This window comes from Mucilaginibacter sp. UR6-1 (assembly GCF_020880975.1).
Taxonomy (GTDB): Bacteria; Bacteroidota; Bacteroidia; order Sphingobacteriales; family Sphingobacteriaceae; genus Mucilaginibacter.
In genome coordinates this window covers 220,375-234,229 of sequence record NZ_JAJIWP010000004.1, presented here as the reverse complement: position 1 = coordinate 234,229, position 13,855 = coordinate 220,375, and the positions used below count along the sequence as shown (strand labels likewise).

Here is a 13,855-nt window from a genome sequence, read left to right as displayed (position 1 = left end):
CTTACATTTGCCTGTCAAAATGGCTTTGCAATGTGCTGTGGCGCAATTGTTGAGTTATGAACATAGCTATTTAAAAATATATGTTAGATTTTTTCAGTAAGCTTTTTGGGAGCAAATCAGAACGCGACGTAAAAGGCATTAACCCTATAGTTGATAAAATTAAGGCCGAGTTTGCCAAGCTTGACGCATTAAGCAATGATGAACTGCGCGCAAAAACCATACAGTTTAAGCAAACCATACAGGAAAAGCTGGCCGGTATTGATGAGCAGATCGCTGCCATTAAAGATCAGACAGATAATAACCCCGAGCTTGACGTAAGCGAAAAGGTTGAGCTTTATACCCAGTTAGATAAGCTGAGCAAGGATCGCGACAAGGAGCTTGAGGTGATATTGATGGATATTTTACCCGAGGCTTTTGCCGTGGTAAAAGAAACCGCGCGCCGCTTTGCCGGTAACCCAACCATTGAGGTTACCGCCAGCCAGTTTGATCGTGACCTGGCATCCCGCAAAAAGAATGTTATTATACAAGGCGATAAAGCCATACATCATAATACCTGGATAGCCGCCGGCAACGAGGTTACCTGGAACATGGTACATTATGATGTACAGCTTATTGGTGGTATAGTACTACACCAGGGTAAAATTGCCGAGATGGCCACAGGTGAGGGTAAAACGCTGGTAGCCACGCTGCCTGCTTACCTTAACGCGCTGGCCGGGCAGGGTGTACACATTGTAACGGTGAATGATTACCTGGCCCGCCGTGACTCGGAGTGGATGGGGCCGCTGTATGAGTTCCATGGCCTTTCTGTTGATTGTATTGACAGGCACGAGCCTAACTCAGATGCACGCCGCCGTGCTTACCTGTCTGACATTACCTTTGGTACCAACAACGAATTTGGTTTTGACTACCTGCGTGACAATATGACACGTAGCCCCGAAGAGCTGGTACAGCGCAAGCTGCACTTTGCCATGGTGGATGAGGTTGACTCCGTATTAGTGGATGATGCGCGTACCCCGTTGATCATATCAGGCCCGATACCACGTGGTGATGAGCATGAATTTTATGATTTGAAACCACGCATTGAGCGTTTGGTTAACGCGCAGCGTAACTACATTACCGGTATATTAAATGAGGCCAAAAAGCAAATTAACGATGGCAAAGCCGGTGTTGAGGATGGTGGTATGGCCTTATTGCGCGCCCACCGTGGTTTGCCTAAAAATAAAGCGCTCATTAAATTCCTGAGCGAAGGCGCCAACAGGCAGGTACTGCAAAAAACCGAGAACCACTACATGCAGGATCAGAATAAAGAAATGCATAAGGTGGATGCCGAGCTTTTCTTTATAATCGATGAAAAAAGCAACTCGGTTGAACTTGCCGAAAAAGGTATTGAACTGATCACCGCGTCAGGCGAAGACCCGCACTTTTTTGTAATGCCTGATGTAGGTACCGAGATTGCCGCGATTGAAAAATCAGACCTGGCTCCTGAAGAAAAAATTGCCCGTAAAGATGCCCTGATGCGCGATTTCTCGATCAAATCAGAGCGTATACACTCGGTAAACCAATTGCTGAAGGCTTATACCCTGTTTGAAAAGGATACCGAGTACATTGTTGACGATGGAAAAGTAAAGATAGTTGACGAGCAAACAGGCCGTGTACTTGATGGCCGCCGTTACTCGGATGGTTTGCACCAGGCTATTGAAGCTAAAGAGAACGTTAAGGTTGAGGATGCTACCCAAACCTTTGCTACGGTAACGCTGCAAAACTACTTCAGGATGTACCACAAGCTTTGTGGTATGACGGGTACTGCCGTTACCGAAGCGGGTGAGCTTTGGCAGATATATAAACTGGATGTAGTTGAGATACCAACTAATACGCCAACACGCCGCGAGGATCGCCAGGATCTGGTATATCGTACCGTGCGTGAAAAATACAATGCCGTTGCAGACGAGATCGTGAAAATGACACAAGCAGGCCGCCCGGTACTGGTGGGTACTACTTCGGTAGAGATATCAGAACTATTGAGCCGTATGCTTAAACTGCGCGGTATCAAACATAATGTGCTTAATGCCAAGCTGCACCAAAAAGAGGCTGATATTGTGGCCGAAGCCGGTAAGGCAGGTACCGTAACCATTGCTACTAACATGGCCGGTCGTGGTACGGATATTAAACTGGGCGAGGGTGTTAAGGATGCCGGTGGTTTAGCCATTATTGGTACCGAAAGGCATGAATCTCGCCGTGTTGACAGGCAGTTGCGCGGTCGTGCAGGCCGTCAGGGCGATCCGGGTTCGTCACAGTTCTTCGTATCGCTTGAGGATAACCTGATGCGTTTGTTCGGCTCAGAGCGTATCTCAAACCTGATGGTACGTATGGGTATTGAGGAGGGCGAAGTAATACAGCACTCCATGATCTCAAAATCAATTGAGCGTGCGCAGAAAAAGGTTGAAGAAAACAACTTTGGTATACGTAAACGCTTGCTGGAGTATGATGATGTGATGAACTCACAACGTACCGTGATCTACGCGAAACGTAAAAACGCCCTGTTTGGTGAGCGCCTGGATGTGGATATCAACAACACCATTTTTGATGTGGTTGAAGATATTGTTACCGAATACAAGGAGTCAAACAATTACGAAGGCTTTAAGCTGGAAGTGATCCGCATATTCTCGGTTGATGTAGAGCTGACCGAAGACGAATTCAGCAGTATATCACTAAATAACCTGGTTGATAAAACTTTTGGCGAGGTTACTGATTTTTACAAACGTAAGTCAGACGCGATAGCCAGCCAGGCATACCCGGTGCTGAAAGATGTGTTTGAAACCCGCGGTACGCAGGTTGAAAACATTGTGGTGCCATTTACTGATGGTGTACATGGTATACAAATAGCCGTTCCGCTTAAAAAAGCGGTGGAAAACCAGGGCCACGAGGTGATCAAATCGTTTGAGAAGAACGTAGTTCTTTACCTGATAGATGATGCCTGGAAAGAGCACCTGCGCGAAATGGATGAGTTGAAACAATCCGTACAAAATGCGGTTTATGAGCAAAAGGATCCGTTGCTGGTTTACAAATTCGAGGCATTCGAGTTGTTCCGCCAGATGCTTGCTAACGTGAATAAGGAGCTGGTAAGCTTCCTGTTCCGTGGTGGTATCCCGGTACAGCAGCAGCATCCGGAAGAGATTCGTGAAGCAAGGCCGCAGCCAAAAACTGATCTGCGCCAGATAAAAGCCTCAAAGGCCGAAGTAGTGCAGGAAAGCAACGGTGTACCAATGGACGACACCCGTGAGCTTGAAAAAGCCACACCGGTACGTGTTGAACAAAAGATAGGCCGAAATGATCCTTGCCCTTGCGGAAGCGGCAAAAAATACAAAAACTGCCACGGTATAGGCCTGGCGTAAGGCTTTTTGGATGTGCAGATGCGTGGATATGCAGATGTGCAGATGAATACGATAACAAATAAATCATTCGTCATTGCGAGGTACGAAGCAATCTCTGCTAAGCTGAGCCACTATATATGGTTAAGTCAAGATTAAAGAGATTGCTTCGTAGCTCGCAATGACGATTTTACTAAATAACATCAATGAATAACACAGTATCCACATACAAAGCATTAATTGCCAAAGTAGCCGGGTGCTGTGTTTTTTTTATAATGATTGCCCTTGGCGCATCCGCGCAGCGCGGTCGTGTTGAAGTGGTTAAAGACCCGCGTGTTGATACGCTCATTAACCGCTGGGCCGATCTTAATAAAAACAGCGGTGCCCGCAGCTCAAACTATGGTTACCGCGTGCAAATATTTAACGGATCGAACCGTAAGGACGCCTACAAAGCTCAAAATCGTTTTCAGGATATGCATCCTGACATGCGCACCTACATCAGCTATCGCGACCCGAACTTCAAGGTACATGCAGGTGATTTCAGGACAAGGCTCGAAGCACAGAAGATGCTCGAAGAGTTAAAACCCTATTTTTCGGGCATGTTTGTTATTCCGGGTAAGATCAATCCCCCTAAATTAGAAACAGGTAATGATTAAGGAACAGATACAGGAATTAGCCAAAACTATTTATGATGATGTGGTAGGCAACCGCCACCATCTGCACGCCAACCCCGAGCTTTCTTTCCACGAGGTACAAACCTCAGCCTTTGTAGCGCGTAAGCTGGAGGAAATAGGTTTGGAGTATCATAAAATGGCTGATACTGGTTTGGTAGCCCTGATAAAAGGTGATAAACCGTCGGACAAGGTGATCGCCCTGCGTGCCGATATGGATGCTTTGCCGATTTTAGAGGCTAACGATGTGCCTTATAAATCTCAAAACCCAGGCGTAATGCACGCCTGCGGGCACGATGTGCATACCTCATCATTATTGGGTACGGCCAAAATTTTAACGCAGCTTAAAAGCGAGTTTGGCGGTACCGTAAAACTGATATTTCAACCGGCGGAAGAAAAACTGCCCGGTGGTGCCAGCCTGATGATTAAAGAAGGGGTACTGGAAAACCCTAAGCCCGATGCAGTGATCGGCCAGCATGTTATGCCGCTGATTGATGCCGGTAAGGTAGGTTTTCGCGCAGGCAAATACATGGCCAGTACCGATGAATTGTATGTTACCGTAAAAGGTAAAGGCGGCCACGGTGCACAACCACAGCAAAATGTTGATCCGGTGATTATCACCGCGCATATATTAACGGCCCTGCAGCAGGTGGTTAGCCGCTTTGCCGACCCTAAAAGCCCGTCGGTACTTTCGTTCGGTAAGGTGATCGCCAATGGCGCTACCAATGTTATACCTAACGAGGTTTACCTGGAAGGTACTTTCCGTACCATGGACGAGGCCTGGCGCCAGGAAGCGCACAAGCGCATGAAAAAAATGGCCGAGGGTATTGCCGAAAGCATGGGCGGCAGTTGTGAATTTAATATCATGAGGGGGTATCCTTTCCTGATCAATGAGGAAAAACTAACCAATAACGCCCGCTCACACGCGGAGGACTACCTTGGTAAAGAGAATGTACTCGACCTGGATATATGGATGGCCGCTGAAGATTTTGCCTATTACTCGCAGGTTGCCAACAGTTGTTTTTACCGCCTTGGTACCCGTAACGAGGAGCGCGGCATTACCTCATCAGTACATACCCCAACCTTTGATGTAGACGAAACAGCCCTGCAAACCAGTACCGGCCTTATGGCTTATTTGGCGGTTAAGCAGTTAGGTAATTAACCTCGCTTTATGCCACGGGTAATTGCAGGTAAAAAAGTATTATTTATAATGATGCTTTTTGCAGCACAGTTTTGTAAAGCGCAACAAATTACCCGCTACAATCCGGATACGATAAAAACCATCGTACTCGATTCGGTGATCAATATCAATTCGCATAAACTCAATGTGCAGGATTTTATTGATGCCGTAACCAGTGACACCAGTTTCTACAAGGCTTTTCAAAGTATGCGGCAGTACAGCTACACCGCCGAGAACAGCATTTATACTTACGATAAAAAGGACAGGGTGAATGGCCGCATATATCGTAAAATGAATTACAGTCGTGTTAACGGCAAGCCTAATACCCAATACATCGCCAAAAGCGATAGCGGCAAGGTGTTTAAAAAAAATGGCCGGTATGAGCTGTACACGGTAGAGATGTTCGATTACCTTTTCGCCAACACTTACAACAAACCATTGGCCTCACCGTCAAATAATTCAAAAGGCGACGGAAGCAAGAACGCATCTTATAAGGATAAACTTAAAACGCTCATCTTTAGGCCGGGTACAAAAGTTAGCGGCATTCCGTTCATCAGCGGCAAAACAGAGATATTTTCGCCCGAGTTGAAGCAGTTTTATTATTACCAGTTCGCGCGGGGTACTTATCTGGATAGCATACCGGTGTACCGTTTCAAGGTGATCCGCAAGCCAAGCACCGCCCCCGGCGATGTAATGATCAATGAAATGACCACCATTTTTGATACCCGCACACTCCAGATAATGGGGCGTTATATTGACATGAGCTTTAGCAACATGTTTGTGAGCTTTAAAGTGCGGATGAATATCGAGATGAATAACTTTAACGGCGAGCTGCTGCCTGTAAAAGTAAGCTACCAGGGCAACTGGGATGTGCCCCTGCATAAGGAAGAGCGCGCCAGCGTTTTGATAACGCATACCGGTTACCGCCACAACGATTAAAGTGCTTAAACACAGCAGAACAACCCTTTTTTTGTGGAGAAAATAATAAATGTTGAAATTTTTAAAATCTGTTTTTAGATAACGAAAAAAATGCCTATACTTGCAATCCAATTTTTACGGGCTAAAAATTGGATTTAAAGGCTAAAAATCATGGATTTAGTAAAATTTGTAGAAGAGCAATCAGTAGTAAAAAAACAAGTTCCTGTATTTAAAGCAGGTGATACTGTTACTGTGCATTATAAAATAAGGGAAGGTAACAAAGAGCGTATTCAGCTTTACCAGGGTGTGGTTATTCAACGTAACAGTGTTGGTGTTTCTGAAACTTTTACTGTTCGTAAAGTATCAAACGGTATTGGTGTTGAGCGTATATTTCCTATCAACTCACCAAACATTGATAAAGTAGAAGTAAACAGCTACGGTAAAGTACGTCGTGCTAAGTTATTCTACCTGCGCGCGCTTACCGGTAAAGCAGCACGTATCAAATCAAAACGCGTTTAATTTTCGCCTTCGGGCAAAATCATATAAAGCCTTTCTGCATGTATAATTGCGGAAAGGTTTTTCTATTTTAGCGTTTTACCAACTCCAATGGCTAAAGTACCGCTAAAATATCTGAACCGTAAGGAAGAAATTTTCCAGAACTATTTACAGCAGATAGATAAGCATATTGAAGATGTGCTTGAAGGCCGTGTGGAGGAAATGTTTGAACTGCGCGATCTGGCCGCTTTGCTATTTATCCATCCTACTCACTTAAGTAATGTAATCAAGCAGCATACCGGCTTGCATCCATGTTATTTTTATGAGAAAAAGCTGATAGCCGTAGCTAAGAACCTGCTGGCCGATCCGGAACTATCTATAGCGGATGTGGCCCGTAAACTCACTTACGATCCCTCAAACTTTACCAAGTGGTTCAAATTTTTTGAACACATTACCCCATCGCAATACCGCAAGCAGTTGCAAGAGGCGTCGGCATTAACCGAAACGCAGGTATCAGTCGGTTAATACAATATTTACTTCTTTGCCAGATCTGCCGGGTTAACCTCGTGGCTCAATAGCTGCCCGAAAAGCTCCCAGCGTTTAGCCGGATTTTTTGCCGTGCCGCCATTGCGCTCTATGTGGCCCTTCACCAAATCTTGTCCGTAATTGTAGTTGATAACATAGCTGCGGTATTTTTTGATGAACTTAACAGATTTATTGGCCGTTTCATCATCCATCAGGCAATACTTGCGCAGCCATTGCTGGGCTTTGTTATCGCTCATTTCATCGCTTAAGATGCCACGTGCAGCCTCATTGCGGGCATAGTTCAGTTTGCCGCGAATACTAAGGGCTTTAAAATAAAGATCAACATCGGCGGTGTCTAACCCGGCAAGCGGAAGCAGTACATTGCGTGTAAAGTTTACCTTATCGTTACCCGGGAAAGCTACCTCGATGCCATAGTTAGCACTACCTTCGGCTATCAGCGATTGCGGGCTGAACAATGGATACAACGAAATTTCCACCCATTTTTTATCATTATACAGGTTTTTTTCGAGCAGCATGTTGTACACGTGGTGCCCGGGATAGCTTTCGTGGCTGCCTACGTCAATCGCGCGGTCTATGTAAATATCCAGATCGGTATTGATCTGTACGTCGCTGTGGTATTTGCCCTTATACCAGTTATAACCCGACCATGGTTTATCCTTCACGTATTCCAGCGTAAAGGCTTCGCCCGCGGGTAATTTATAATGCGCCATTGTACGCTTGCGGGCTTCGGCTATAGCGGCTTTCATCACGGCATCAACCTTATCCTTAGGGATGATGAATTTTTTAGCCAGGCGCTGAAAGCGGTTGCTTACGCTGCCGCTGCCGGGCAAAATACTATCAAGTTCATCCAGTTGCGTTTTAAAATAATCTTCCTCATAAGTAGGGGCTTTAACGCCAAACAATTGTTTTGATTCTTCATCAAACGGCAGATACTCGCCTGAGAATATACGGATGCGTTCGCCAAAAGCGATGAGCTGGTTATACATCCAATCGGCCCGCAGGCGGTTAGAGTCAACCACTGCCCCGCGTGATACATCTTTCAGATCATTCATCAAAACATTAACTGATGCCAGCAGGCTATCCTTCGGGAAGGTTTCGCCGGCTTCGGTTTTTGGTTTTAACGAATCCGGACCATAATAGGCATCTACAAAGTCCTCATCGTACTGGCCAATGGTTAGCCCCAGTTTTACATATTGTGCCGCAAGCTGGTTAAGCCTGGTGTTTTCCTGCTTTTCACCTTGTGAGCACGAGAGTATAAATAGTACGGGAATTACGATCAAAAACTTTTTCATAGATGTTGCAAATGCCAAATAAAGGGGCAAAGATGTTAAAAAACTGAAACAGTCACCATTTAAACTGAAACTATCACCATAATTAACAACACATAAACCCCCACTTTTGTATTAGTAATTAGTAAAAAAACTATCAACAATATGGAAAAGAGTAATAAAATTGCCCTTGTAACCGGCGGTAGCCGTGGTTTGGGCCGTAATACTGCGCTTAAACTGGCGCAGGATGGGCACAATGTAGTTCTTACTTATCACACCCGTAAGGAGGAGGCTGAACAGGTGGTGGCTGAAATTGAAGCATTAGGTGTTGGCGCGGTAACCCTGCAATTTGATGCCGGTAACAGCAAAACCTTTGATGGCTTTAAAGCCGAACTGGTTGAAAAGATCAAAGCTAAGTTTGGTGTGGAGCATATCAACTTTTTGATCAACAACGCTGGTATCGAATCATACGCTATGTTTCCGGATGCTACCGAAGAAGCTTTTGATAGCCTGATGAACGTACATTTTAAAGGCGTTTACTTCCTAACCCAAAAGCTGCTGCCTGTTTTGGCTGATGGTGGCCGTATAGTAAACTTTTCAACCGGCCTGGCAAGGTTTGTAACACCGGGCTATTCCGCTTATTCATCCATGAAAGCGGCTATCGATAACTTTACCCGCTACCTGGCTAAGGAACTTGGTGGCCGCGGCATCACTGCTAATACAGTAGCGCCGGGTCCTATTGAAACAGACTTTACCAAAAAAACCTTTGATCGCCCGGGCACTAAAGACTACTTACAATCACAAACCTCATTGGGCCGCATTGGCCAGCCGGATGATATTGGCAGTGTGGTTGCTTTTTTGTGCAGCGACGGAGCGGGTTGGGTAACAGCTCAGCGTATTGAAGCATCTGGCGGTTTGTTTATATAATATGGCTGACTCACCCCGACGTCGCTATCGCTTGTCGCCCCTCTCTACTTAATGTAGAGAGGGGGAAGCTCGAAAACTTAGCTTGAATTGTAAAAAAGCTCTCTTTGCGCTTGCGCAGAGAGGGCTGTCAAGCACAGCGATGACAGGGTGAGTCAAAAAAAAAGAGCGACAGGTTTCATCAACCTGTCGCTCTTTTGCGTTATATAATATTGTATTTATACTTCTTTAACCACAGTAGCCTTTACCGGCTCAACCACGGCAGGCAGCTCAGCCAATACAGTGCGGCCGCCTTTTACTACTTCACCAATGCTTACGTTGATCTTTGAGCCTAATGGAAGGAACAGATCAACCCTTGAGCCAAACTTGATAAAGCCGAACTGCTGGCCTTGCTCCACCTCGTCGCCTTGTTTTACATACCATACAATACGGCGGGCAAGCGCGCCGGCTATCTGGCGAAACAATACCGGCACACCGGCATGGTTTTCAATCACGATGGTGGTACGCTCATTCTCGGTTGATGATTTTGGGTGCCAGGCCACCAGGTATTTACCCGGATGATACTTAAAATATTTTACAACGCCCGCTATAGGGTTGCGGTTAACGTGTACGTTTATAGGCGACATGAATACTGATAACTGTATCCTCCTGTCCTTCAAAAATTCGGTTTCCTCGGTTTCTTCAATCACTACTACTTTACCATCTGCCGGGCAAAGCACCTGTGTTTCATCAGTAGCTATGCGTATACTCGGGCTGCGGAAAAATTGCAGGATGATAATAAACAGCAGGAACGACAAAATGTAGATCACCCATTTTAGTGCATCAGCATGCGGAAAATAAAATTGGATAACCGCGTTCAGTACAAATATGAACAGTATGCAAAGGGCGATGGAGGTGTAACCTTCTTTATGGATGGTCATGACGCTTTTTTATAAGTGTTATTAATGGCGCAAAGCTACGCATTTGTTATGAAGTACAGGTAAGCATAAACAATTGGCGCGGCTAACAATAGCCCGTCAAACCTATCCAACAGGCCGCCGTGGCCGGGCAGTATACCGCCGCTATCCTTTACATTGATGCTGCGCTTAAACATGGATTCTATCAGATCGCCCATGGTACCGAACGTGCTGATCAGTATACCTACCGATACCCACTGTTTCCAGCTATACTCGGCATAATAATGGCTTAAAATAACAGCTACCCCGGCAGTAATGATGATGCCGCCAATAAATCCCTCCCAGGTTTTTTTAGGCGAATGGCGCGGAAAGAGCTTTATTCGCCCAAACTGGCTGCCTACCAGGTAAGCACCGGTATCATTAGCCCAAAGCATCAGCAAAAAGCCTAAAGGTAAATGGAAGTTAAAGCTGCCGCCAATAAAAGCGATGGCATGAAAAAAGGTGAACGGCGTAATGGTGAACAGTAAACCCAAAAAGCAATAGGCTATGTTATTAAACGGCGTTTCAGATTTTTTGTACAATTCCTGTATGTAAACAGAGCCCAGTACAACCGGTAACAAAAATAATAAAATTTTTAACTGAAAATAGCTTTGGGCAGCGAATGCTAAAAAAACAAACATTCCGTTAAGCAGCCCGCTGTAGCGGTTTGGGTCTGCAGTGCCTTGTTTTACCAAGCCGTTAAACTCGTGCAGGCAAAATACACTTAATGCTAAATAAAACAGGGTGAAAACCACATTGCCAAGCAAAACGGAGCCCAGCATAACTATCACGAAAAAAAAGCCGGTAATGGCGCGTAATCTCATATATTAATTTGATTGAGGATCATGATCTCGATGGCATGACTAAAATCCTCCTGGTGTACATAAACCTCAATGTTGCCAAAAGCCCGGTGCGATGAGTCCTGCCGGTTAAGCAATACCGCATCTATCTGGTGCTCGGTTAGCACCTGTTTAATAATCTCCGACTGATAAAAGTTAAATGAAGTAAAAATTTTTACCCAGTTTTTTTCCATTAGTACTCGGGGATGGTCCTTTTGCCCGATGCAACGTTTTTAAAAATCCGGAACAAAAATAATATAATTATAAAGCTGATTATATAAGTGGAATAATTAAAAATGTGATCGCTGTTGGGGTCGATACTTGATTTTTTATTTTGGTAGAGATACGTAGCGATCACTGCCGCGCCATTGTTTAAAAAATGGGCCCATACACCCGGCCAAATACTGCCGCTGTAAGCCGCCATATAACCAAATAGCGCGCCGAGCATCAGGCGAGGTAAAAAACCGAAGAACTGCAGGTGCATGGCGCTGAAAATAAAAGCTGTTATCCAGATGGCGGCATGTTTGTTACCCGTCCACTGTCCGAATATGGTTTGCAGGCAGCCGCGAAACATAAATTCCTCGCCAATGGCAGGCAGTACGGCTACAATAAGCATCGATACAATGAGATGGGCAATGGTATCTGTTTGTAAAACGGCTTCAACCATGCGGCTGGTTTCATCTTCTGATTGCCGCATCCACCGCTCAACGCCTTTTAAAAATTCAGGTAGTACCAGCTTGGCGTTAATATTGATCAGCATCTCCATTACCGGTAACGAAGCTATCATTATAGCAAATACTAAAGGCAGCAGCAGGTTGCTGAATTTTGTTGTCGGCTTTATATAATCATCAACATTATAAACTATAAAGCGCGAAAAGTATAAGGCCGGCGCTAAAAACATACCAATAGTTGTACCCAATGCTAAAAAAAATTTTAATGCATTGATCACTTCCTGTGGCGAGCCTTTGCTTACCCCCTGCAGTTGGTCAGTAATATTTTTTCCGTATAAAATGGCTACCAAAGCCAGCCAAAGTAAATTTGCTAATAAAGTAAAAGCTAAAAATACCAGTATTAAGTATAATAGTTGCTTTATGGGTTTTATATGATAATCAGCGCTTTCCGTCATATTTATAAAAAATCGTATTTTTGCAGGGCTTAAAGATAAGGCATGTCTGTACGAATAGGAAATATTGATTTAGGGGAGTTCCCGCTGTTGCTGGCACCAATGGAAGATGTGAGCGATCCGCCGTTCCGTTATGTGTGTAAGCAAAACGGCGCGGATATGATGTACACGGAGTTCATTTCATCCGAAGGCTTGATACGCGATGCAGCAAAAAGCATCAAGAAGCTGGATATTTTTGAGTATGAGCGCCCGATAGGCATCCAGATTTTTGGTAGCGATATTGAGCATATGCGCGAAGCTACCGAGATTGCTACACAAGCAGGCCCTGACCTGATGGATATTAACTATGGCTGCCCGGTTAAGCAGGTTGCCTGCCGTGGTGCCGGTGCCAGTTTACTGCAGGATATTGATAAAATGGTAGCCATGACCAAGGCCGTTGTTGAAGCTACCCACCTGCCCGTAACGGTTAAAACCCGCCTGGGCTGGAACGATGATACCAAAAATGTTTACGAAGTTGCCGAGCGCTTGCAGGATGTAGGCATAAAGGCATTAACCATACACGGCCGTACCCGCGCGCAGATGTATAAAGGCGTTGCCGATTGGAGCTTGATACGTGATATTAAAAAGAATCCGCGTATACAAATCCCGATTTTTGGTAATGGCGATATCGATTCGCCGCAAAAGGCTGCCGACTGGCGTATGGAGTACGAAGTGGACGGTATGATGATTGGCCGGGCATCAATTGGTTACCCATGGATATTCAGGGAAGTAAAACATTTTTTTAAGACAGGCGAATTTTTGGATGGCCCTACCGTTGCCGAGCGTGTTGAGGTTTGCCGCACCCACCTTGAGAAATCAATAGAGTGGAAAGGCCTTAAAACAGGCATTTTTGAGATGCGCCGGCACTATTCAAACTATTTTAAGGGCATCAATCATTTTAAGGAGTACCGTATGCGCCTGGTTACAGCGGCTACTATTGATGAAGTGCAGGATATACTTTCGGAGGTTGAATTGAAATATTCGGCAGAAATGGTGTGATTTTTGTCTTAATATTTTAAATTTGATTAACACCAAGAATCTTTGATCATGGTTACCACAATAACTGACGGCGTTAGGGTTTCAGTTGAAACCATTTACCAACCGGAATATTCTAATCCGGCGAACGATCATTTTATGTTCGCTTATAAAATAAATATCGAAAACATGAGTGCTTATGCTGTGCAACTGATCAGCAGGCATTGGTTTATTTTTGACTCAAACGGCGTTAAGCGCGAAGTTGAGGGTGAAGGCGTTGTAGGCCAGCAGCCGGTAATTGAACCCGGCAACTCGCACGAGTATGTATCAGGCTGTAACCTTAAAACCGATATGGGCAGTATGAAAGGCGAATACCATATGGTGCGCCTGCTGGATAATGCCCTCTTTGATGTTGTTATCCCCGAGTTTCATTTGGTTGCGCCTTATAGAATGAATTAATGTTTTTGAGAATTGAGCGTTAAATAGACAAGAATTAAGAAAGTAGAAATTATAAACTCAATATAAAGAGAAGCCCGATTGAAATAATCAATCGGGCTTTTTATTGTTTTACCTC

14 protein-coding genes are annotated in these 13,855 nt (G+C 44.9%); 9 read left to right on the top strand and 5 right to left on the bottom strand.

The window, feature by feature from the left end; genetic code table 11:
• The first annotated feature begins 80 nt into the window (after positions 1–80).
• The 6 genes from secA to LJ707_RS16380 all read left to right on the top strand — a co-directional run bounded on the left by secA (position 81) and on the right by LJ707_RS16380 (position 7,157).
• A complete protein-coding gene (secA, locus tag LJ707_RS16405; protein ID WP_228952995.1) occupies positions 81–3,392 on the top strand; it encodes a preprotein translocase subunit SecA in 3,312 nt (1,103 codons plus the stop codon).
• Between the two features lie 182 nt (positions 3,393–3,574).
• Positions 3,575–4,024: an SPOR domain-containing protein gene (locus tag LJ707_RS16400; RefSeq protein WP_228952994.1), complete on the top strand. Its 450-nt coding sequence runs from the start codon at positions 3,575–3,577 to the stop codon at positions 4,022–4,024.
• Complete coding sequence (locus LJ707_RS16395) at positions 4,017–5,201, top strand: M20 family metallopeptidase (RefSeq protein WP_228952991.1); 1,185 nt, start codon at positions 4,017–4,019, stop codon at positions 5,199–5,201. Before LJ707_RS16400 ends, LJ707_RS16395 begins: the two co-directional genes overlap by 8 nt.
• 9 nt (positions 5,202–5,210) lie before the next feature.
• Complete coding sequence (locus LJ707_RS16390; RefSeq protein ID WP_228952989.1) at positions 5,211–6,158, top strand: hypothetical protein; 948 nt, start codon at positions 5,211–5,213, stop codon at positions 6,156–6,158.
• A 150-nt stretch (positions 6,159–6,308) separates the two neighbouring features.
• Complete coding sequence (gene rplS, locus LJ707_RS16385; protein WP_255678982.1) at positions 6,309–6,656, top strand: 50S ribosomal protein L19; 348 nt, start codon at positions 6,309–6,311, stop codon at positions 6,654–6,656.
• Between the two features lie 87 nt (positions 6,657–6,743).
• The gene (locus LJ707_RS16380) at positions 6,744–7,157 is read left to right on the top strand and encodes an AraC family transcriptional regulator (RefSeq protein WP_228952987.1); all 414 of its coding nucleotides are present in this window, start codon (positions 6,744–6,746) and stop codon (positions 7,155–7,157) included.
• 8 nt (positions 7,158–7,165) lie between these two features.
• On the opposite strand, the gene LJ707_RS16375 is transcribed toward LJ707_RS16380, so the two are convergent.
• Positions 7,166–8,470, bottom strand: coding sequence for a hypothetical protein (locus tag LJ707_RS16375; RefSeq protein WP_228952979.1), 1,305 nt, complete (start codon positions 8,468–8,470; stop codon positions 7,166–7,168).
• A 141-nt stretch (positions 8,471–8,611) separates the two neighbouring features.
• Here LJ707_RS16375 and LJ707_RS16370 point away from each other — a divergent pair, with 141 nt between their 5' ends.
• On the top strand, positions 8,612–9,373 hold the full coding sequence (locus LJ707_RS16370; protein ID WP_228952977.1) for an SDR family NAD(P)-dependent oxidoreductase: 762 nt from the start codon (positions 8,612–8,614) through the stop codon (positions 9,371–9,373).
• A gap of 215 nt (positions 9,374–9,588) precedes the next feature.
• Here LJ707_RS16370 and LJ707_RS16365 read toward each other — a convergent pair whose 3' ends face one another.
• Genes LJ707_RS16365 through LJ707_RS16350 form a run of 4 tightly spaced genes read right to left on the bottom strand, consistent with a single transcriptional unit; the run spans position 9,589 to position 12,270 of the window.
• Positions 9,589–10,290, bottom strand: a complete 702-nt coding sequence (locus LJ707_RS16365; RefSeq protein ID WP_228952975.1) for a phosphatidylserine decarboxylase family protein — start codon at positions 10,288–10,290, stop codon at positions 9,589–9,591.
• A 35-nt stretch (positions 10,291–10,325) separates the two neighbouring features.
• The gene (locus tag LJ707_RS16360) at positions 10,326–11,129 is read right to left on the bottom strand and encodes a phosphatidate cytidylyltransferase (protein WP_228952973.1); all 804 of its coding nucleotides are present in this window, start codon (positions 11,127–11,129) and stop codon (positions 10,326–10,328) included.
• A complete protein-coding gene (locus LJ707_RS16355; RefSeq protein WP_194103515.1) occupies positions 11,126–11,338 on the bottom strand; it encodes a putative signal transducing protein in 213 nt (70 codons plus the stop codon). The genes LJ707_RS16360 and LJ707_RS16355 overlap by 4 nt, the downstream gene beginning before the upstream one ends.
• Positions 11,338–12,270, bottom strand: coding sequence for a CPBP family intramembrane glutamic endopeptidase (locus LJ707_RS16350; RefSeq protein ID WP_228952971.1), 933 nt, complete (start codon positions 12,268–12,270; stop codon positions 11,338–11,340). Before LJ707_RS16350 ends, LJ707_RS16355 begins: the two co-directional genes overlap by 1 nt.
• Positions 12,271–12,312: 42 nt before the next feature.
• On the opposite strand from LJ707_RS16350, the gene dusB reads away from it, so the two are divergent.
• Together dusB and apaG are read left to right on the top strand one after the other, a co-directional pair.
• Positions 12,313–13,305, top strand: a complete 993-nt coding sequence (dusB, locus tag LJ707_RS16345) for a tRNA dihydrouridine synthase DusB (RefSeq protein ID WP_228952969.1) — start codon at positions 12,313–12,315, stop codon at positions 13,303–13,305.
• A 48-nt stretch (positions 13,306–13,353) separates the two neighbouring features.
• Positions 13,354–13,740 carry a Co2+/Mg2+ efflux protein ApaG gene (gene apaG / locus LJ707_RS16340; protein WP_228952967.1) on the top strand — a complete coding sequence of 129 codons (387 nt, stop codon included), beginning with the start codon at positions 13,354–13,356 and terminating at the stop codon, positions 13,738–13,740.
• Positions 13,741–13,855 lie beyond the last annotated feature (115 nt).

Excerpts from the sequence above, each read along its gene's own strand:
- secA (WP_228952995.1), top strand. The coding sequence starts at position 81 with ATGTTAGATTTTTTCAGTAAGCTTTTTGGGAGCAAATCAGAACGCGAC.
- LJ707_RS16400 (WP_228952994.1), top strand. The coding sequence starts at position 3,575 with ATGAATAACACAGTATCCACATACAAAGCATTAATTGCCAAAGTAGCC.
- LJ707_RS16395 (WP_228952991.1), top strand. The coding sequence starts at position 4,017 with ATGATTAAGGAACAGATACAGGAATTAGCCAAAACTATTTATGATGAT.
- LJ707_RS16390 (WP_228952989.1), top strand. The coding sequence starts at position 5,211 with ATGCCACGGGTAATTGCAGGTAAAAAAGTATTATTTATAATGATGCTT.
- rplS (WP_255678982.1), top strand. The coding sequence starts at position 6,309 with ATGGATTTAGTAAAATTTGTAGAAGAGCAATCAGTAGTAAAAAAACAA.
- LJ707_RS16380 (WP_228952987.1), top strand. The coding sequence starts at position 6,744 with ATGGCTAAAGTACCGCTAAAATATCTGAACCGTAAGGAAGAAATTTTC.
- LJ707_RS16375 (WP_228952979.1), bottom strand. The coding sequence starts at position 8,470 with ATGAAAAAGTTTTTGATCGTAATTCCCGTACTATTTATACTCTCGTGC.
- LJ707_RS16370 (WP_228952977.1), top strand. The coding sequence starts at position 8,612 with ATGGAAAAGAGTAATAAAATTGCCCTTGTAACCGGCGGTAGCCGTGGT.
- LJ707_RS16365 (WP_228952975.1), bottom strand. The coding sequence starts at position 10,290 with ATGACCATCCATAAAGAAGGTTACACCTCCATCGCCCTTTGCATACTG.
- LJ707_RS16360 (WP_228952973.1), bottom strand. The coding sequence starts at position 11,129 with ATGAGATTACGCGCCATTACCGGCTTTTTTTTCGTGATAGTTATGCTG.
- LJ707_RS16355 (WP_194103515.1), bottom strand. The coding sequence starts at position 11,338 with ATGGAAAAAAACTGGGTAAAAATTTTTACTTCATTTAACTTTTATCAG.
- LJ707_RS16350 (WP_228952971.1), bottom strand. The coding sequence starts at position 12,270 with ATGACGGAAAGCGCTGATTATCATATAAAACCCATAAAGCAACTATTA.
- dusB (WP_228952969.1), top strand. The coding sequence starts at position 12,313 with ATGTCTGTACGAATAGGAAATATTGATTTAGGGGAGTTCCCGCTGTTG.
- apaG (WP_228952967.1), top strand. The coding sequence starts at position 13,354 with ATGGTTACCACAATAACTGACGGCGTTAGGGTTTCAGTTGAAACCATT.